The sequence below is a fragment of the Selenomonas ruminantium subsp. lactilytica TAM6421 genome (assembly GCF_000284095.1).
Classification (GTDB): Bacteria; Bacillota; Negativicutes; order Selenomonadales; family Selenomonadaceae; genus Selenomonas_A; species Selenomonas_A lactilytica.
Genome location: NC_017068.1, coordinates 725862 through 744453, shown reverse-complemented (window position 1 = coordinate 744453; position 18592 = coordinate 725862). Strand labels below are relative to the sequence as shown.

Annotated in this window: 19 protein-coding genes and 4 tRNA genes; 3 read left to right on the top strand and 20 right to left on the bottom strand. The window is 50.9% G+C overall.

The window, feature by feature from the left end; translation table 11 throughout:
* Positions 1-176 precede the first annotated feature (176 nt).
* Positions 177-1208, top strand: coding sequence for an AbrB family transcriptional regulator (locus SELR_RS03540; RefSeq protein WP_014423826.1), 1032 nt, complete (start codon positions 177-179; stop codon positions 1206-1208).
* 21 nt (positions 1209-1229) lie between these two features.
* Here SELR_RS03540 and SELR_RS03535 read toward each other — a convergent pair whose 3' ends face one another.
* From SELR_RS03535 to SELR_RS03475, 13 genes are all read right to left on the bottom strand, one after another.
* Positions 1230-1604, bottom strand: coding sequence for a RidA family protein (locus SELR_RS03535; protein WP_014423825.1), 375 nt, complete (start codon positions 1602-1604; stop codon positions 1230-1232).
* A gap of 99 nt (positions 1605-1703) precedes the next feature.
* On the bottom strand, positions 1704-3125 hold the full coding sequence (locus SELR_RS03530) for an MATE family efflux transporter (protein WP_041914544.1): 1422 nt from the start codon (positions 3123-3125) through the stop codon (positions 1704-1706).
* Between the two features lie 97 nt (positions 3126-3222).
* A complete protein-coding gene (rplL, locus tag SELR_RS03525) occupies positions 3223-3591 on the bottom strand; it encodes a 50S ribosomal protein L7/L12 (RefSeq protein WP_014423823.1) in 369 nt (122 codons plus the stop codon).
* 61 nt (positions 3592-3652) lie between these two features.
* The gene (gene rplJ / locus SELR_RS03520; RefSeq protein ID WP_041914251.1) at positions 3653-4192 is read right to left on the bottom strand and encodes a 50S ribosomal protein L10; all 540 of its coding nucleotides are present in this window, start codon (positions 4190-4192) and stop codon (positions 3653-3655) included.
* Between the two features lie 212 nt (positions 4193-4404).
* Positions 4405-5085 carry a 50S ribosomal protein L1 gene (rplA, locus tag SELR_RS03515; RefSeq protein ID WP_014423821.1) on the bottom strand — a complete coding sequence of 227 codons (681 nt, stop codon included), beginning with the start codon at positions 5083-5085 and terminating at the stop codon, positions 4405-4407.
* Between the two features lie 67 nt (positions 5086-5152).
* On the bottom strand, positions 5153-5578 hold the full coding sequence (gene rplK / locus SELR_RS03510; RefSeq protein ID WP_014423820.1) for a 50S ribosomal protein L11: 426 nt from the start codon (positions 5576-5578) through the stop codon (positions 5153-5155).
* Between the two features lie 39 nt (positions 5579-5617).
* Positions 5618-6166 (bottom strand): transcription termination/antitermination protein NusG, encoded by a 549-nt coding sequence (nusG, locus tag SELR_RS03505; protein WP_014423819.1) that lies wholly within the window; start codon positions 6164-6166, stop codon positions 5618-5620.
* Between the two features lie 16 nt (positions 6167-6182).
* A complete protein-coding gene (gene secE, locus SELR_RS03500; RefSeq protein ID WP_014423818.1) occupies positions 6183-6356 on the bottom strand; it encodes a preprotein translocase subunit SecE in 174 nt (57 codons plus the stop codon).
* 37 nt (positions 6357-6393) lie between these two features.
* Entirely contained in the window at positions 6394-6543 is a 150-nt protein-coding gene (rpmG, locus tag SELR_RS03495) for a 50S ribosomal protein L33 (protein ID WP_014423817.1), read from the bottom strand.
* A gap of 183 nt (positions 6544-6726) precedes the next feature.
* Positions 6727-6803, bottom strand: a tRNA-Met gene (locus tag SELR_RS03490).
* A gap of 5 nt (positions 6804-6808) precedes the next feature.
* Positions 6809-6884: transfer RNA gene (locus SELR_RS03485), tRNA-Thr, on the bottom strand.
* A 12-nt stretch (positions 6885-6896) separates the two neighbouring features.
* Positions 6897-6972: transfer RNA gene (locus SELR_RS03480), tRNA-Met, on the bottom strand.
* 61 nt (positions 6973-7033) lie between these two features.
* A tRNA-Met gene (locus tag SELR_RS03475) sits at positions 7034-7109 on the bottom strand.
* A gap of 77 nt (positions 7110-7186) precedes the next feature.
* Here SELR_RS03475 and SELR_RS18225 point away from each other — a divergent pair.
* Positions 7187-7546: a hypothetical protein gene (locus SELR_RS18225; RefSeq protein WP_080585406.1), complete on the top strand. Its 360-nt coding sequence runs from the start codon at positions 7187-7189 to the stop codon at positions 7544-7546.
* Positions 7547-7927: 381 nt separating this feature from the next.
* Here SELR_RS18225 and pfp read toward each other — a convergent pair whose 3' ends face one another.
* The 6 genes from pfp to SELR_RS03445 form a co-directional block, all read right to left on the bottom strand.
* Complete coding sequence (pfp, locus tag SELR_RS03470) at positions 7928-9202, bottom strand: diphosphate--fructose-6-phosphate 1-phosphotransferase (RefSeq protein WP_014423816.1); 1275 nt, start codon at positions 9200-9202, stop codon at positions 7928-7930.
* 78 nt (positions 9203-9280) lie between these two features.
* The gene (locus SELR_RS03465) at positions 9281-10594 is read right to left on the bottom strand and encodes a DEAD/DEAH box helicase (protein WP_014423815.1); all 1314 of its coding nucleotides are present in this window, start codon (positions 10592-10594) and stop codon (positions 9281-9283) included.
* Positions 10594-11466, bottom strand: a complete 873-nt coding sequence (gene map, locus SELR_RS03460; RefSeq protein WP_014423814.1) for a type I methionyl aminopeptidase — start codon at positions 11464-11466, stop codon at positions 10594-10596. Before map ends, SELR_RS03465 begins: the two co-directional genes overlap by 1 nt.
* 159 nt (positions 11467-11625) lie before the next feature.
* On the bottom strand, positions 11626-12147 hold the full coding sequence (locus SELR_RS03455) for a flagellar hook capping FlgD N-terminal domain-containing protein (RefSeq protein WP_014423813.1): 522 nt from the start codon (positions 12145-12147) through the stop codon (positions 11626-11628).
* An 18-nt stretch (positions 12148-12165) separates the two neighbouring features.
* Entirely contained in the window at positions 12166-14616 is a 2451-nt protein-coding gene (locus SELR_RS19200) for a flagellar hook-length control protein FliK (RefSeq protein ID WP_231848111.1), read from the bottom strand.
* Between the two features lie 102 nt (positions 14617-14718).
* On the bottom strand, positions 14719-16563 hold the full coding sequence (locus SELR_RS03445; protein ID WP_014423811.1) for a phosphoethanolamine transferase: 1845 nt from the start codon (positions 16561-16563) through the stop codon (positions 14719-14721).
* Between the two features lie 190 nt (positions 16564-16753).
* On the opposite strand from SELR_RS03445, the gene SELR_RS03440 reads away from it, so the two are divergent.
* Positions 16754-17227 (top strand): MarR family winged helix-turn-helix transcriptional regulator, encoded by a 474-nt coding sequence (locus SELR_RS03440; protein WP_014423810.1) that lies wholly within the window; start codon positions 16754-16756, stop codon positions 17225-17227.
* A gap of 47 nt (positions 17228-17274) precedes the next feature.
* Here SELR_RS03440 and mtaB read toward each other — a convergent pair whose 3' ends face one another.
* A complete protein-coding gene (mtaB, locus tag SELR_RS03435; protein WP_014423809.1) occupies positions 17275-18573 on the bottom strand; it encodes a tRNA (N(6)-L-threonylcarbamoyladenosine(37)-C(2))-methylthiotransferase MtaB in 1299 nt (432 codons plus the stop codon).
* Positions 18574-18592 lie beyond the last annotated feature (19 nt).

Below are 18592 nucleotides of genomic sequence, written 5' to 3'. Positions count from 1 at the left end.
AAATTATTTGCTTACGTAAGGATTAGCACTCATTTCAAATGAGTGCTAACGTACAATGCTTAGTATACCCCATAAACAACAAAAAGTCAAAGATAAAATTGCCATTGCTTCCCCATCATGCTAATGATAAAATCAAATACGTATTAGTTTTGTTTATATAGAAAGACGTGTATGACTTGCAGGATTTTCTTCTCACCATCATAATTGCCACTTGTGGCGGTTTTCTGCTGGAGCAGATAAATGCTCCCTTACCCTGGACGTTAGGGCCCATCATCGCCGTTTCCCTTACGGCGATGGCATTGAAGCGAAAGCTGCGCTGGCCCCTTTGGCTCCGCAATATCGCCCTGATTCCACTGGGCTATTCCATGGGCCGCCCCTTTACGCTGGAAACAGGACAGGCCATCCTAAACCAGCTGCCCTTTATGCTGCTGGCAACCTTTGTCACCATCTGTGCCGGCATCTTTTCAGCCTGGTTGATGTACCGCCGGACGAAGATCAACCTGACCAGCTGCCTTTTGGGCTGCGTCCCCGGCGGCCTGTCCCAGATGGTGATCCTGGCAGCGGAAATGAAAGAAGCTGACCTGACGGCGGTCACCATCATGCAGACCATGCGCATGCTGTCCGTGGTCTTCGTGATTCCCTTTCTGGCCATCCATGTGCTGCCCTCTGCGGGGCAATCGGCGCATCTTTTGGCAGTAGAGCATACCGGCAACCTGCTGATCTTCGCCCTGGTGGCAGTGGCTGGCGCAGTCATTGGCAAGGCGATTCATCTGCCTACAGCCACGCTTTTAGGCCCGCTATTGGCCACGGCCATCTATATCGTCTGTTCCGGACACACCGCCCCCGTCATTCCGGTGCATTACCTGAATATGGCCCAGATCTGCGTGGGCAGCTATATCGGCAGCAGCATCGACCTGCGGAAGATCCGGGACTATCAGGGCATGGGGCCGGTACTGATCGGCAGCGTCCTGCTGGTACTGGCCGTGTCCATGGGCATGGGCGTCCTCCTTTCCCTGCTCACCCCATCAGATATTGCCACCACCTTCCTTTCTACCGCCCCCGGCGGCCTAGCTGAGATTGGCATCACGGCTTTGGTGGTGGGTGCTGACAGTTCCACCATGACCGCTTATCAGCTGACCAGATTGCTCTTTATTATGCTCTGTTATCCCTGTATCGTAAGGATGATCCTAAGGAAAAGAGGACTGTGAAATTTCACAGTCCTCTTTTCCTTAATCAAAAACTACGATTGCTTCTACTTCGCACAAAGCGCCTGCCGGTAGGTCTTTGACCGCCACGCAGCTTCTGGCAGGCTTGCTGATGAAATGTTTGGCATAAACTTCGTTGAATGCCTTGAAATCAGCAATCTCAGCCAGGAAACAGGTCGTCTTGACCACCTTGCTCATATCGGTACCGGCTGCCTTCAGCACAGCTTCGATATTCCGGCAGCATTGCTCAGCCTGCTCAGTGATTGTCGTCGCCACAATCTTTCCCTCTGCCGGATTGATGGCAATCTGTCCGGAAAGATAAAGGGTATTGCCCGCCTTGATAGCCTGACTGTATGGACCTACAGCAGCTGGAGCATTATCAGTATGGATAACTTGCATGATGATTCCTCCTCAAAAAAATGGATACAGTTTTCACACTGTATCCATTTTAACCGATATCCAACAATGTTACAAGTTTACACATTTTAGCTACAGCCTTTAATCTGCAATTTTCGCTTTATTTTTATGGTACAACCCCTCACCACGGTAAACAAGCACCCCCAACGATAAAATACCACGGGCACAGAGTTCCACACACATAGCCGTCCAAACTCCGGTCAGACCATAATCTGCAGCCAGATAAACGGCCAGGGGAATACGTATGCCCCACATGGCGACCAAATTCAGTATGGTGGGCATGCGCGTTTCCCCGGCACCGCGGAAAATACTGGTGACAATGATGCCAGCGGCAAAAAGCGGTTCCGCCCAGGCTTCAATGCGTAGGATTTCCGCTCCTGCCTGGATAACAGCGGCATCCGCAGATAGCAGTCCCATCATCAGTGGCGCGCAGATGTACATAACAATGCCCATCAAGAGCATCACCGTGATGCCCAGGCTGGCACTGACGTAGCCAAAGCGTTGGGCCAGCTTGCTGCGACCGGCGCCCACGCTCTGCCCCACTAAAGTCTGCGCCGCCGTAGAAACACCGATACCCGGCATATAGCAGAGGCTTTCCGCCGTGATGGCGAAGGAATTTGCGGCCAGTGCCACAGTTCCCAAGGGCGAGACAATCCGTGTAAAGGCCACATAAGCACTGCCCATGACAAACTGTTCCAACATAATGGGGAACCCCAGACAGGCTGCTTCCCGCAATTCTCCCTGCCAGGGAAGGCATTTTTCCTGACGATAATGAAGCTGACGGGATTTTTTCAGCAGGACATAGAGCATGGCGGCCATACAGCATACTTCGGCCAATACCGAGCCACAGGCCACTCCGGCCACGCCTAAGTCAGCACCAGGAATCCAGATCCCTTGTCCCCAAAGCTCAACACTGCGGCTGGGAAAAATCAGCAGGGCGTTGAATACCACGTCCAATACACACATAAGCACGCTCAGCAGGCTGGGCACTTTCATATTCCCGCTGGCCTGCAGCATGGAACCCGCCGCAAAATTCACTGCCAAAAATGGCAGCCCCAACGCATATATAGCCAGATATACCGCCGCATCATGGACGATTTCAGACGTCCCGCCTAAAAAAACGGTCAAAGGCGCACTGCACAAAGCACTGCCTATCCCCATGACCAGACTGAAGACCAGTACCGCCATCAGGCCATGACGCACCAGACTCCGTGCCTTCACATCCTCACCGGCGCCAATGGCATGTGCCAGCTGGATGGTGTAGCCCATGGACATAGCAAAGCAGATGCCGCCAATCAGCCAGGTCGTGGAATTGACCAGACCGATGGCCGCTGCCGCATTAGAACCAATCATACCCACCATGGAAGCATCGATATACTGCATCATCACGGTGGTGATTTTCGCCATGATGGCGGGAACACTGAGCTGCCATGTCAAGAGCAGCAGCTCACCAAAAGTAAAGGACTCGCCCTTACGGATTCGTCCTAGAAGATTTTTTTGCATATACTTTTCTTCATCGCCTCCTGACTCGAAATTAAAAAGCAAAAAGAGCACTCCCGCAGGAGTGCTCCTTTAACTTGCTAATTTCAGCAAACTGAAATTACTTCAGTTCAACCGTAGCGCCAGCTTCTTCGAGCTTAGCCTTGAGTTCTTCAGCTTCAGCCTTAGCAACGTTTTCCTTAACAGCAGCCGGAGCGCCATCAACCAGAGCCTTAGCTTCCTTCAGGCCGAGACCCGTAGCTTCGCGAACAGCTTTGATAACGTTGATCTTCTTGTCGCCAGCGGAAGCGAGCATAACCGTGAACTCGCTCTTTTCTTCAGCAGCACCTGCAGCAGCGCCACCAACAGCAGCAACTGCAACCGGAGCAGCAGCGCTAACGCCGAACTTTTCTTCCATAGCTTTTACGAGCTCAGACAGCTCGAGGACAGTCATGTTTTCAATGGCTTCCATGATTTCTTCTTTAGTCATTTGAATATACCTCCAAAAATCTTTCTTGTTAATTCTAAATCAATTATATAGAACTCGCAGATTATGCGGATTCCTTCTGAGCGCGAACAGCGTCAAGCACATAAACAGCATTGCGAATAACACCCTGCAGTACGTTGACCGTATTGCTGATAGGAGCATTCATGCTGCCCAGCATCTTGGCGATGAGTTCTTCGCGAGACGGCAGTTCAGCCAGAGCCTTGACTTCGTTAGCGTCAATGACCTTGCCCTCTACCGTACCGACCTTAACAGTCAGCACTTCGTTTTCATCAAGCTTGTTCTTCTTGATGAAGCTGCAGATAACCTTTGCCGGAGCAATAGCATCCTCCGTGGAGAATGCGAAAGCCGTGGTGCCCTCGAGATGAGCATCGAAGCCTTCGATACCTGCTTCTTTCGCTGCCAGGCGGAGCATCGTGTTTTTAACAACATGGTACGTTACACCAGCGGCGCGAAGTTCACGACGGAGCTGCGTATCCTGAGCAACCGTCAGACCACGGTAGCTCGTGAGCACAACACCTTTGGCATTCGTCAGCTGATCTTTCAGTTCAGCAACGATAGCCTGTTTCTTCGTCATATTTGCCATTTCCAATTACACCTCCTGCCTGTTATGGATTATTAAAGCCTGTAAAAAAACCTCCGGCTGCGTCCGCCGGAGGTAGAATTTTCAAAGTTCATCTGCTCCGGCCTCGGCAGGCGACAATAAATCGTCGTTAGATGATAAGTATCAAACCTGCTGTCTACAGCCATCGTTATACAGTTGTGGAGACCGGAGCCTCGTCTGAACCGTGCTCTGGATTAGAGCTGAACGGGGATGCCAGGGCCCATCGTTGCGCTGACCGTAATGGAGCGCATGTACTGGCCTTTAGCAGCCGCCGGTTTTACGCGGTTCAGTGTATCAATCAGGGCCTGGAAGTTCTGCTGGAGCTTCTCAGCGTCGAAAGATGCCTTGCCAATCGGGCAATGCACGTTACCGGCCTTATCGGTGCGGTATTCGACTTTACCTGCTTTAATCTCGGATACTGCCTTCGTGAGGTCCATCGTAACCGTACCCAGTTTCGGGTTCGGCATGAGGCCGCGGGGGCCGAGAACCTTACCAAGACGACCGACAGTGCCCATCATGTCCGGAGTAGCTACTGCGACATCGAAGTCGAGCCAGCCGCCCTGGATCTTCTGGACGATTTCATCGGAACCAACGAAGTCTGCACCTGCAGCTTCTGCTTCCTTAACCTTTTCGCCCTTAGCGAAAACGAGTACGCGCTTGGATTTACCAGTGCCGTGCGGCAGTACCATAGCGCCACGTACCTGCTGATCAGCATATTTCGGATCTACGCCGAGACGTACGTGCAGTTCGATGGTTTCATCAAACTTCTTCGTAGCCGTCTTCTTAACGAGTTCCATAGCTTCAGCAGCCGTGTAGAACTTGCCAGCTTCAACGAGCTTGCAAGCGTCCTGATATTTCTTACCAGCTTTAGCCATTGTAAGTTTTCTCCTCTCGTGGTAATAACGGTTATTGCCTCCCACAGGGACGAAAGCCAACTAAAAATTAGTCAACGATTTCGATACCCATGCTGCGAGCCGTACCCTCGATCATGCGAGTAGCAGCCTCGATATCAGCAGCGTTGAGGTCTTCCATCTTGCTTTCTGCAATCTTCATTGCTTCAGCGCGGGGCAGCTTAGCTACCTTGTTCTTGTTGGGTTCACCAGAAGCCTTTTCGATCTTGGCAGCCTTCTTCAGCAGTACAGCAGCCGGCGGAGTCTTCGTGATGAAAGTGAAGGATCTATCTTCGAAAACCGTGATTTCAACCGGAATGATCAGACCAGCCTTATCCTTGGTTCTTTCGTTGAATTCCTTACAGAAACCCATGATGTTGACACCAGCCTGACCAAGTGCGGGACCTACTGGAGGAGCCGGATTAGCCTTACCTGCAACAACCTGAAGTTTTACAATCTTAGAAACTTTCTTTGCCATTTATATTCACCTCCCAAAAAGGATTTACAACCGCTTCAATCAGATGGTTTCTACCTGATCAAAGCCAAGGTCAATCGGGGTTTCCTCGACGAGAACCTTGACGCGGCCTTTTTCGGCATCGATTTCCGAAATAGTACCCGTGTAATTCTCGAAAACACCCGAGTTGATGCGAACCACATCCCCAATCTCGACATCGAGTTCAGGTTTGAGCTCTTCTTCGCCCATGGACTTCAAGATACGTTTCGCTTCAGCATCGGTAAGCGGAATCGGGTGTTTTTCAGAACCAACAAACCCGGTAACACCGGTGGTGTTGCGCACAACGTACCAGGAATGCTCATCGACAATCATGTCAACCAGCACATAGCCCGGGAAGACTTTTCGCGGAACGACTTTTTTCTTGCCGTCCTTGATTTCGACCTCATCCTCTACAGGAACCACAACATTGAAGATCATGTTGCTCATGTTGGCCGTATGAATCAGGCGTTCGAGATTGGCTTTGACCTTGTTCTCATAGCCCGAATAGGTATGAACTACATACCAAGCTCTGCCAGGATTGTCCTGCCGCAGATTCATCTCTTCGTTTGCCATGCTGCCCTCACTTAGCTTACCGTAAAATGATGTGGAACAATCTTGCAAAGATCGTATCACAGAACCAAATCAGAGCGCAAACAATCGCCACGGCGATGCCGACCACTACAGTGTAGTTTACCAGCTCTTTCTTGGTCGCCCATGATACTTTTTTCATTTCGGCGATAACTTCGTCTATGAATTTCTTCACAGTTACTTCACATCTCCGTTCAACCCGCTAGAAGCGATTATTTCGTTTCTTTGTGCGTCGTATGTTTCTTGCAGAACTTGCAGTACTTATTGAACTCCAGACGATCCGGGTTGTTCTTCTTGTTCTTGTTGGTACGGTAGTTACGGCTATGGCACTCCGTGCACTCCAACGTGATATTGTTGCGCATCTCTATTTACACCCCTTACGCTCAGATACTATGACTCTTTCATAATGTCACTAATACAATTTAGCACACTTGCAATAGCCTGTCAACATAAAACCCTTGACAAGTTGAAATTTTTCTTAGCGACGTTTATATATGTATGAAACATAAAATAAAACCCCTGCATCAGGGGTTCTTTGGTAAATTTGGTGGCGGCACAGAGATTTGAACTCCGGACACTGCGGGTATGAACCGCATGCTCTAGCCAACTGAGCTATGCCGCCATATATGGAGCTGATAACCAGGATTGAACTGGTGACCTTATCCTTACCAAGGATACGCTCTACCGACTGAGCTATATCAGCAACATTAACATTTGGTTGCGGGAATAGGACTTGAACCTATGACCTTCGGGTTATGAGCCCGACGAGCTACCGACTGCTCCATCCCGCGATTACTTTATCATATCTCGTCAGCCCTGTCAAACTCTTTTTTTTAAAAGTTTTAATCAATTTGGTTGCGGGGACAGGACTTGAACCTGTGACCTTCGGGTTATGAGCCCGACGAGCTACCGACTGCTCCACCCCGCGATGACCTTTAGCCTCAACCGCCCTGCGCTCTCGCGCCCTGCGGTATCACCGGCTGACAATAAAAGATTATAGGGCATATGGATTCACTTGTCAACACCTTTTTTAAAGTTTTTTCAAAAAAAGTAAAAAAACATGTGAGTCAATTGCAGTTTGTCGGCGCGTTCGTGCTGAAGTTATCCTGTTCATACGCAGTCAAGGGTTCACGGGGGAGTACTTTTTCTGTTTCCGCTAAAACGACCCTCTCGGCAATTTTAGAGCTGTTTAGCCAGATGGCGCCGGGCAAGACCGGCGGCGCGTCTTTCAGCGTGCTTTCTGGTAACTGCCTGCCTCGGGCCGGTCTTCGCTGCGCTCAGACAGTCGCTCCCACAGAAAAAGCACTCCCCCGTTCGCCCCCAGCCACGATTTTTGCAATCGGCACGAACCCGGTTCTCCCGTAACAAGAACATCGATGTACTTGTATCCTCCAGCCGGAACCTAGCAGCATTGACAAACGTAACTCTGGGTGGCGGTGGGGATGCTTTTCCGCCGGCGGAACGACTGCCTGAACGAAGTGAAGGCTGGCCCGCAAACAGCATGTGCTGGATACTTCGTTGATGGACGCGCCGCCGGACTTGCCCGGCGCAGGTTACTGGAAGATGCGTACTTCTGCTGGCGGGACATTTAGTGCAGCGGCGGAAAAGTATTCCCACCGCCGCCCCACTGCTCTGTAACAAAAGCGTTCAGGCTCGCATTGACAAACTGCAATTTGCAAAAGCCCGCTGGCGTTTTTGCCAACGGGCTTTTGCTGTCAAGGGATATTCACATCCCCTTTATTTTTATCAAGCTTCTGCTGTTACATCGGGCTCTTCCGGGAACAGGTAGCTGTATCTCTGCTTGAATTCTTCCGGTTCCATGCGATAAGCATTGGCCAGCCCCGGATCGTCCAAGTCTCCCTTTTCGAGGCGCATCATAAGACCTCTTGCAATCTGATAGTGGACGGAGTCGATATTGACCTTGCGCACCATAGTCTTGCCGGTGGCGGGATCCTTGATGTCCTCAAAGCGCATGGGCACTGCCTTGTTGTCCTGAATGGAGATTAAGGCGCCGCTGTCCCCGGACATCAGGAACTGTACGGCGGAGTAACCAAGCTGGCGGGCATAGTCGATATCGTAAGCAATCGGTGCCGTGCAGCGAAGCTCGTAGCCGATTTCCTTATCGATAACGGTGATCTTGATGCCCAGCTTCTTGACTTCGGCCAAAACAGCCTGCTTGAGGATTTCACCAAAGTCCAGTTCGCTGTAACGGATATGGCCGTGCTCATCGGTGACCACCGTGCCCAGTTTCTTGAAATCTTCCGGCGCAATCTTTTCGATGACGCCTTCTGCGATAACGGCTACGCCGTAGTTCTTGCCGGTCAGATAGCGCTTCACGATGGCACCTGTGATGATGTCCACCACCTGCTGGAGAGGAATCTTATCCTCGGGGAATTCCTCCGGGATGATGGTCAGAGCAGCACCGGCGCTGCGGCCCATGCCCAGTGCCAAGTGACCAGCCGTACGCCCCATGGCAATGGTGAAGTACCAGCGATTATTGGTGGTACGGGCATCTTCCATGAGGTTTTCAACCTCCTGGGTACCAAAGGCTCTGGCCGTCTCAAAGCCGAATGTCGGAATCCCCTCCGGCAGCGGCAGGTCGTTATCAATGGTTTTCGGCACATGCACCACGTTGATGGTACGGCCCATCTTGCGGGCATAATCGGAAACGGCTGCAGAGCTGTAAGCCGTATCATCACCGCCGATGGTCACGAGATGGGTTACGCCCAGTTCCGTCAGGGTTTCCACCACGGTGCGCAGATCGGATTCCTTCTTGGTCGGGTTGAAGCGGGACATCTTGAGGATGCAGCCGCCGGTCAGATGGATGCGGCTGATATTCTTCGGCTCTAAGCGAATATAATTCTTTTCGCCCCGGGCCAGACGGGAAAAGCCGTCATACATGCCCAGCACATCCCAACCTTGACGGGTGGCTTCATTGACGACACCGGAAATAACACTGTTGATGCCGGGAGCCGGTCCCCCACCGCAAACCACGGCAATCACATTTTTGATACCAATCATGACAAATCCCCCTTTTATCTAGTCTACAGTGATAGAATTTCGACTAAAAAGGGGGATTTCCTGCTTAATTATGAAATTTTAATGCTTCCCCATATGGGAACGCTTCGTGGCATTGGATTTATTGCGCACCTTCGCCCGGCGGCTGCGGTCATTGCGCCCCTTGTGGGCTGCGCCCTTGCGGTTGGCGTATTTCGATAAAGGTTTAGCCTTGGCTTTCTTCTCCTGCCGTTCCTTTTTGATCTCGTCCATGATCTTGGCCTGTTTTTCCAAGCGCTTATGATGGCGTTCGGAATGTTCCTTGCGGATACGGCTCTTGATACCGGCTTCAATACGGCGCAGCAGATCATACTGACGGGCATTGACGAAGGTCACAGCCTTGCCTTCCTGTCCCGCCCGCCCCGTGCGGCCGATGCGGTGGATATAGCTTTCCGTATCATGGGGAATATCATAGTTGAACACATGGGTCACGCCTTCGATATCAAGCCCGCGGGCCGCAATATCCGTGGCACAGAGGATCTGCAGTTCCGCCTTGCGGAAACGCTTCAGTACCAGGGCACGCTGCACCTGAGACAAGTCGCCATGGAGCTCATCCACCAGATAACCACGGGCCGCCAAGGCCATCGTGACCATATGGGCCCGCTGCTTCGTATGGCAGAATACCATGGCCAGATAGGGATTGTCGCTGTTGATGCATTCACAGAGACGATCGATCTTATTCTCTTCCGTGGTATCGAGAATCACCTGTTCAATGGCATCCAGCGTGATATGCTCGCTCTTAATCTGGATATTTTCCGGCGATTTCATATACTGCGCAGCCAACGCCTTGACTCTGGCCGGCATGGTGGCGGAGAACAGCATGAACTGCCGGTCACTGGCCGATGCCTTCAAGAGCAGCTCTACATCTTCAATAAAGCCCAGCTTCATCATTTCATCGGCTTCATCCAGGACCACCTTGTTCACATGGCTCAGATTGATGGTCTGGCGGCGCAGATGGTCAAGAAGTCTGCCCGGCGTGCCGATGATCAGCTGAGGATGACGGCGCAGCTTCTGCTTCTGCCGCTCGATATCCTGCCCGCCATAGATGACAAGGGAAGATATCCCGGCTGCTTCCCCCACAATTGCTGCCACCTTGGCCACCTGAATCGCCAATTCGCGGGTGGGCGCCACGATCAGGGCCTGTGCCACATCCACCTGCGGCTTGATCTTTTCGAGGATGGGCAGCAAAAACGCCAAGGTCTTGCCCGTGCCGGTCTGGGCCTGCACGATGATATCCCGGCCCGCCCGCGCCAAGGGAATGGCCTTTTCCTGTACCGGCGTAGCCTCGCGGATACCGCGCTTGGCCAGCACATCACAAATTTCCTGGGAAATTCCCAATTCCTTAAATCTGGTCATTACGACGAAAGTACCTCCGTGCCCGTTTCCGTAATCAAAATCGTCTTCTCCCACTGGGCGGAAAGTTTCTTATCCTTGGTGCGCACCGTCCAGTTATCCTTGCTGTCAATCACCACGGTCTTCTTGCCCTGGTTGATCATAGGTTCCACCGTGAGCACCATACCCGGCACCAAGAGCATCCCTGTGCCCGCTTCACCCTCATGAGCCACAAAGGGTTCCAGATGGAAATCCTTGCCGACACCATGGCCGCCCAGATCCGTCACCACCGAGTAGCCATTGGCATGGGCATAATCACCGCAGGCCGCGCTGATATCTCCCAGGAAATGCCAGGGCCTTGCGGCGGCAATGCCGCGCTCCATGCATTCCTTGGTCACCCGCACCAGACGTTCGGCCTCTGCCGATACTTCGCCAACCATGAACATCCGGGAAGCATCTGCATAATAACCATTCAATGTGGTCGTGATATCCACATTGACGATATCACCCTCCTTCAGGATGGTCTTCTGGGAGGGTATGCCATGGCAGACCACATCATTGATGGAGATGCAGCAACTCTTGGGGAAGCCTTCATAATGCAGGCAGGAAGGATAGCCTCCCTTGGATTCGATGAATTCCCGTACCGCATCGTCAATCGCAGCGGTATCCACGCCCGGCTTGATCATGGAAGCTGCCACATCCAAAGCGCCGTCATTGATGACACCAGCCGCCCGAATCATCTCGATATCATGCTTGTTGTTGATGATCTTCTTGGGCGGTCTTACCTGCCCCTTGAACGCATTGTACTTGATCTCGCTGATCCGTTCATCAAAATCTGCGTGGCATTTCTTGTATTTCTTGCCGCTGCCACACCAGCAAAGTTCATTTCTCTGCATAAGATGCACAATCTCCTTTAGATTTCTTACTATACTATTCATAACGATATCCTAAGTAAATACACAATATGTTATTATAACGCCATTGTGCAGATTTTACCATATAAATTTTAAAAGCCTCTCCGCTGGAAAGCGAAAAGGCTTTGACTGACAGTAAGATCAGCTATTCTTCATCCCATCACCAATACGACTGATATTGGCAATGGCCACCTGATAGGACTTGCCGCCGGATTCAGCAATAACCGTCGGCGAACCATCGGAGATGCTGACACCGGTAACCTTACCCTCAAACGTTTCTTTGTTGATGACCGTCTTGCCATTCTCATCCGTGGAAGACGTCTCCTTCACCCATTGCACATCCTTGCCAATCATATTGCTGAGCTGACCGACGAGCACCGATGTATCGATATTGCCCACCAATTTGGACACATTGCTCAGGCCTTCCGATACATTGGTCATCTGCTCCAACGCAGAGAACTGAGCCAGCTGGGCCAGATATTCACCATTGTCCTGTGGATCCAAAGGGTCCTGATATTTCATCTGCGTCACGAGAAGCTGCAAGAAGGCATCCTTGCCCAATGTGCTGTTATCCCCTTTAGCGGCTTGGGATTTAGCGGCCTGATAGCTTTCCAGGCTTTGTGTTACACCATCAACTGTAATTGTATTCAATGTATTTGCCACATTCTTCACCTTCTATGCTTATACTCGATAGTCAACGCCATCGGCGGCATCCGTTTCTACCTGCTGCGCAGCAGCCACGCCCTCGGCCTCTTCACCATAATCATCCAAACTTCCTGTAAAATGGCCCGCACTGCTGCTATTATGACTCTGATTCTGCTGCCAGGCCTGCTGGCCTTCGCCCTGTGGCAAGCCGCCATCATCAAGGCCGGCATAGACATCAACGTTATCTACTTTTAACCCTTGATTGTTCAGCTCCTGCTTCAACTGTACCAAAGAATTTTCAATGATGGTGCGCACCTGGGCATTGTCACTGTGGAAAGAAGCATTCACCGCACCATTGGCCGATACGGAAACCTTTAAGGTCAACTCCCCTAAATGGTCAGGATGAAGCTTGATGACCATTTGCGTATTTTCGCCCCGACGGATCAGGCGGGCCTGATCAACGATCTGTTTAGCCACCTGGAAATTATCCTGCACATTCCTGTTTTGCGGTATCTCCGACTGACGCTCCGTCCCCCGGATACTGTCGGCCAGATCCTGCTGGAATGTGCTTACCGAACCACTAGGGGCTTCCTGTACATGCGATACTGGCGCCTTATCCCCAACGGCCTCTTCTGACAATTGTTGTACTACTTGGCCCTTATCATCTGCTACCTTTTCCATCGGTGGCGGTTGCAGCGGCCTTTGCTGGCGGAAATTCTGTTCCTGACGGTTCCCCATCTGACGCATATCGGCATTTTGCGGCTTCACATTGCTGATTGAAATATCCTCCAACGCTTCATCCGCCAATACTGACTCTTTATCCCCGACTTTCTCTTCTGACAATTCTTTTAGTGTTTGCCCCTTATCCTCTGCCATGTCTTTCATTGTTGGTGGTTGCAGCGGTATCTGCTGGCGGAAATCCTGCTCCTGACGTTTTCCCCATTGGTGCATGTCTGCTTTTTGCGATTTCACAGCGATTGGAGAAACAGCCTCAATCTCCTCATTTATCAGTGGCATCTGTATTTTGCTATCGACTTCCTGACGCGGTTCAGACTGCCGTGCCACGATGCCTTGTTCCGCTGCGATAAAAACTTCCCCTACAGGAGTTTTTACATCTGCCTTAGTCAAGACTTCAGCAACGACATTCTGCGTATCAATCCTGTTCTCTGCTGGCGAAACCATAACATCTGGCTGCGGTGATGGCATTACAGCCGCTTTTTCCACAGTTACTGGCACTTTGCCGAACAAATCATCAACAGGCAGAATATTTTCTTTCGCCGCTGCCTGAACCATTGCCGGCTGCACCGTAGACACCTTATCCCCCACCTGCTGTAAGTGCACCTGACTCATCACTTCCCCAACAGTCCTGGACGGCATCGTCTCTTCACTCTGCTGGAAAAGCGCCATTCCTTTGGCATTAAGCATTGTATCCTTGCCATTGTCAGCTCCACTTATCTGCAGATTCATTTCCGTTCCCTTAATAAGCGCTGCAGGATTTTCAATCACTGCGGGATCTACCTTGTTCAAAACAGCTTCCGCTGCCGTCACTTCCTGTACCTGTTGATTCAGCAATGGATTGACCACCCTCTGATTGGGCGGCTGATTATTAAATAACTGCCGATCAGCCAGCTGAGGATTAGCCAGCTGAGGATTAGTCAGCTGATGATTAGCCAGCTGATGATTGGCCAGCTGAGGATTAGCCAGCTGATGATTAGCCAGCTGATGATTCCCCAATTGTACCTCCAACAATGTGTTGGCTTTGACAGGTTCTCCCTCCTTGACCGGCTGCATTCCCATCTGCCTGAAGAGCAGGTCTGCAGTCAAGGGTTCTCTCTGCGGATTTCCTGCTTCTGCTGCATTTGCAGCAGAAGATTCAGCCTGAACTGCGTTCGTCCCTTCATCTCCCGCTGCCCGTAAATTTTTAAGCTGCTGGCCCGAAAGCATAGCGAGGAAATTCTTGTTCTTTTGTGCATCACCTGAAGATTGTGGCAACAGACTCTGCAGATTAGGTGAAGGCTGAACTTCCTCTGCCTCCGGCACTTCCTCCATGATCAGTTGGGCATTCCCTTCCATGGTAAATGCCATCACAGCCGCGGGTTCTTCCATCCCTGATACCTCAGGCTCTGCTATCCTTTTCTCTGAGCCTTTGACATCCTTGATTTGCTGCGGCTTACTTTCCTGCGGCGTTCCTTCGCCCCGCTTTCCCATATCCTTGGGAAGAGCCTCCGTTCCTTCCGGCACATCGTCATTTATCTTAGCATCCCTAGCTTCTGCGGCACTTCCCTGTGCTTCAGCTGGCGATTTTGCCATTGCTTTCTTGACTTCTTTTCCAATTACTTCTTCTCCAGCTTTTTCCAGTACATCTCCAAAATTTTCCTTACCCATCCCTGCGGAACTGGCGTCCGTTTTTACAACCATCCTTGGTGTTTGGCTCTTGACTGCGGCTCCTGCTTGTGGAGAAATCGTCAATAAACTTGCTGTGTTCACCAAATCACCTCCCTTTCATGTTATTTATCGGCAAAAACTGCCATAAGCTTAAATTTTTCTGCAAAAAAAAAGAAGAGACTGCGAAAGTCTCTTCATCATGTGTTATTCTGTTGCTTCTTCCGGACCGCCATCCGCATCTTCCGTCAATTTATGCTGCCCCAGCATGGTGGTCAAATCATTGCGGGAGAAACTGTAGGTGTAGCTGGCAAAATCCTGTTCCGGACTATAGCGGCTGGAAGGTGCATTGAGCAGGCCACAGATTGTATCATAGAGCATATCGTTGGTGAAATACTGGTTCCGATGGTCATAAAGGGCCTGTGTATGTCCGGGCATGGCTTCCTGATAAGCCGGCGACAGATACATCCAGAAAGGAATCCGCACCATATCAAAGGTGAACACATCCGGATTATGGGAAATCTGCAGATTTTCTCCATGGTCGGAGAAATAAACCATTGCCTGCAGATTCAGATGCTTCTGAGCATAATCAAAGATCTGGCTGACAACGTAGTCCGTATACAGAATGCTGTTGGCATAGGAAGGCGCGGACAACATCGTGGTTTCCCCTTCCTCTGTCTTGAACTTGTCAAAAGCTGCCGGATACCGGTTGTTATAGTAGATATGGCTGCCCATGATATGGAGCACGATGAAATTATTCTTGGACGGATCGATCTGCGTCAGATAAGGCAGCAATGCCTCATCATACTTATCCGTGAAATTATAGGAATCATCGGTCCAGCTGGCATGGTCAGCGGTCTTTGCCACCAAGGTAATCGCACTGTCATACTGTCCATAACGCCCCTGATTGCTGAACCACCAGGTCTCATAGCCGGCCTTTTTCGCCACATCCAGAATCGAAGCTGATTCAAAGAATTCCTTGCCATTGTACTGGCTCTGCTCCGTAAGGGCCCGCTGCAGGACAGGCACGGTCTGCGACCAGCACGCGTAGGCATTGTTGAATTTCAGGAAGCCCGGTTCCTCATTGGCCATCTTCTCACTGAACCAGGGCGTATTCTCAAAAGGAAATTCCGGCGTATAAGCCTTCATATAATTGCGGGAAGCCGACTCCCCGATTATGACGATCACCGTGCCCGGGGCCTTGGCGGCCAAAGCAGCGTTGGCATCAATCATCAGGCTGTCATAGCGCTCATCATGGCCGGAACTGTATTCCTGCGTCTGGCTCACATAGGTGGTCACATCATTCCAGAGTTCTGCCCAGGAAGTCTGGGGCAGATAGAAGCTCTGGGCCCAAAGCGTCACCGCTACCAATAACGCCAGCACGCCAAACTGTGAAGCCTCATTGTCCTCCGCTTGGGTAAAGCGGGCAAACTTCAGATGCTGCCGATAGCAGAGCCAGATAAACAAGGCAAAACCTGCCAAAATGGCCAACGTGGGCAAAAGCCCCAGATTGGACTGGATAAAATCAATACTTTCCCGATAGTTGGTCAGATAAAGCGCCATCAACGAAGCCGGCGACAGACAATGCCAGAACAGGCAGTAGTAAACCCATTGCACAAAGGGAATCGCGAGGCAGGCAAAATTCAGCAGCGCCATCAGGAAGGAGGTGATCTTCACATGTCCCAGACGCACCAGCACGCTTTCCAGACACATCAGCAGGATAAAGCCCGCAGTACCTACCACGAAATCAAAGCAGATCTTCGATGGATACCAGCCCGTCGTGAAGGTCCAGGAATAAAGCAAGGGGAACGTCATGGCCCAGGCCAGTCCCGTAAAAAGATTCGGCAGCGCCGCCATACTGAAAATCCTGACCTTGGTTGCCCACTCCGTCAACACCAGTCCCAAGATTATGGGAATGAGTATCGGCATGAAATACTTTGCCCCCATATCCTGACCGATATCGATATAAAAGGCAATCAAACAGCAAAAATAGACACTCGCCGCCGTCAGGTGACGAATGAGCTCATCCTGCTGCTTTGCAGTCATCAACATAAGCATTCTTCCTTTTAGTCGTATTAAAAATCCATGGTCAATTCTACACGAAAATAAAACCTTCGTCAATTTTTCTCTTAATTTACACAAATTTAAAGTATTTTTTCAATCAATTAGTTTTGTGCTTGACTTTTTTTATGCCAAAGAATAACATAGTAAGTGTAAGAAATTTGTGAAATGAGGGAGATTTATGGACAAGAAAGATTCATTACGCCTGGAAAATCAACTTTGTTTCCCCCTGTACGCGTGCGCCAGAGAGGTGGTCAAAGCTTACCGCCCCCATCTTGAGGCGCTGGGACTCACGTACACCCAGTACATTTCCATGATGGTTCTTTGGGAAGAGGGCCAGGTCAGTGTACGGGACTTAGGGAAGAAGCTGCATCTCGATTCTGGCACACTCACGCCGCTATTGAAGAAGCTGGAGAGCAAGGGATATCTGAAACGCTCTCGTTCCACTACCGATGAACGGGTGGTTATCGCCTGCATCACTGAGGAAGGCCGCAAACTGAAACGTGCTGCCAGCAAGATCCCTCAGGCCATGACACAGGAAATGTCAGATTTCCCCATGGAAGATGCCAAAGAGCTCTATGCACTTCTTTACAAACTGCTCGGCATGCTGGAAGTAAGCAACGAGAAACAGGATCTCAGCAAGAAAAACAAATAATGCGTACAAAAACAGACTCGCTCCCTAGCGAGTCTGTTTTCTTGTATTTATCTGTTTTCGACCGTGCCCCAGACACCATCCTGATAGAGACGCTCGAGCTTCACCTGATAGATTTCGCCACATGTCACCGGGCTGTCCGTATACACGCGAATATAATTATCCGTAAGGCCATCGGTCACACCATCATTGTTTGTTTCAAAGAGCACCTGCTTGGTCTGCCCCAGGAAATGCTGATGGAATTCCTCCGTCTTGCGATTAGCCAGTTCCTGCATGCGCTTGGCGCGGTCTTTCTTGACCGGATCGGGAATCTGGTCCTTGCGTTCAGCTGCCGGCGTGCCGCTGCGCTTGGAATAAGGGAACACATGCATGCGGGAGAAGTTCATCTTCTCGACAAACTTCAGGCTGTCCGTAAACTGTTCCTCCGTCTCCCCAGGGAAGCCCACAATAATATCCGTGGATACCGCCACACCGGGAACTTCCCGTTCCACCTGTTCAATCAGACGGCCAAATTCAGCCGTATCATAATGGCGGTTCATATCCTTGAGCACGGCATCAGAACCAGCCTGTAATGGCAGATGGAGATGCGCACAGAAGCGGTCATCCTCCCGGATCAGTGCAAACAGATCCGGCGAAAGCTCAATGGATTCCAACGAGCCAAGGCGCAAACGCTTCAGCCCCTCCACCTTCAAGACTTCCCGGCAAGCATCCGCCAGTGTCACTTCACCGTCTAAATCCTTGCCATAAGCGCCTAAGTGGATGCCGGTCAACACGATTTCCTTGAAGCCTGCGTCCACAAGTTTCTTCGCCTCGCTGTGAATCTTGTCCAGATGACGGGACTTCACGGGGCCACGGGCATAGGGAATGATGCAGTAGGAGCAGAAGTTCTGGCAGCCGTCCTCAATCTTGAGGAACGCGCGGGTACGCTGGGGCATATCGTAGATGGGAATATCCTCGAACTCATGTGCTTCCATGATATTGCCCACTTCATCCAGGATGCCATCTTCTCTGGCCGCCTGCTCCACATATTCCACAATCCTGCTGCGCTCTTTCGTGCCCAGTACCACGCGCACACCCTCAATGGCCTTGATTTCTTCAGGATGCACCTGCGAATAGCAGCCACAGACCGCGATAATGGCATTTTCATTGGTGCGCTGAGCCCGGCGGATGATCTGCCGGGATTTCCGGTCTCCCAGGCTCGTTACCGAGCATGTATTAATCACATAGAAGTCCGCCTTTTCCTCAAAGGGCACGATATCGTAGCCGCTTTTCTTGAACAGGCCTTCCATGGTTTCCGTTTCAAACTGATTGACCTTGCAGCCCAAGGTCGTGAGTGCCACCTTTGGCAAAATAATACTTCCTTTCTAT

Coding starts and splice junctions, on each gene's coding strand:
- SELR_RS03535 (WP_014423825.1), bottom strand. CDS start 1,604: ATGCAAGTTATCCATACTGATAATGCTCCAGCTGCTGTAGGTCCATAC.
- SELR_RS03530 (WP_041914544.1), bottom strand. CDS start 3,125: ATGCAAAAAAATCTTCTAGGACGAATCCGTAAGGGCGAGTCCTTTACT.
- rplL (WP_014423823.1), bottom strand. CDS start 3,591: ATGACTAAAGAAGAAATCATGGAAGCCATTGAAAACATGACTGTCCTC.
- rplJ (WP_041914251.1), bottom strand. CDS start 4,192: ATGGCAAATATGACGAAGAAACAGGCTATCGTTGCTGAACTGAAAGAT.
- rplA (WP_014423821.1), bottom strand. CDS start 5,085: ATGGCTAAAGCTGGTAAGAAATATCAGGACGCTTGCAAGCTCGTTGAA.
- rplK (WP_014423820.1), bottom strand. CDS start 5,578: ATGGCAAAGAAAGTTTCTAAGATTGTAAAACTTCAGGTTGTTGCAGGT.
- nusG (WP_014423819.1), bottom strand. CDS start 6,166: ATGGCAAACGAAGAGATGAATCTGCGGCAGGACAATCCTGGCAGAGCT.
- rpmG (WP_014423817.1), bottom strand. CDS start 6,543: ATGCGCAACAATATCACGTTGGAGTGCACGGAGTGCCATAGCCGTAAC.
- SELR_RS18225 (WP_080585406.1), top strand. CDS start 7,187: ATGGATTCACTTGTCAACACCTTTTTTAAAGTTTTTTCAAAAAAAGTA.
- pfp (WP_014423816.1), bottom strand. CDS start 9,202: ATGATTGGTATCAAAAATGTGATTGCCGTGGTTTGCGGTGGGGGACCG.
- SELR_RS03465 (WP_014423815.1), bottom strand. CDS start 10,594: ATGACCAGATTTAAGGAATTGGGAATTTCCCAGGAAATTTGTGATGTG.
- map (WP_014423814.1), bottom strand. CDS start 11,466: ATGCAGAGAAATGAACTTTGCTGGTGTGGCAGCGGCAAGAAATACAAG.
- SELR_RS03445 (WP_014423811.1), bottom strand. CDS start 16,563: ATGTTGATGACTGCAAAGCAGCAGGATGAGCTCATTCGTCACCTGACG.
- SELR_RS03440 (WP_014423810.1), top strand. CDS start 16,754: ATGGACAAGAAAGATTCATTACGCCTGGAAAATCAACTTTGTTTCCCC.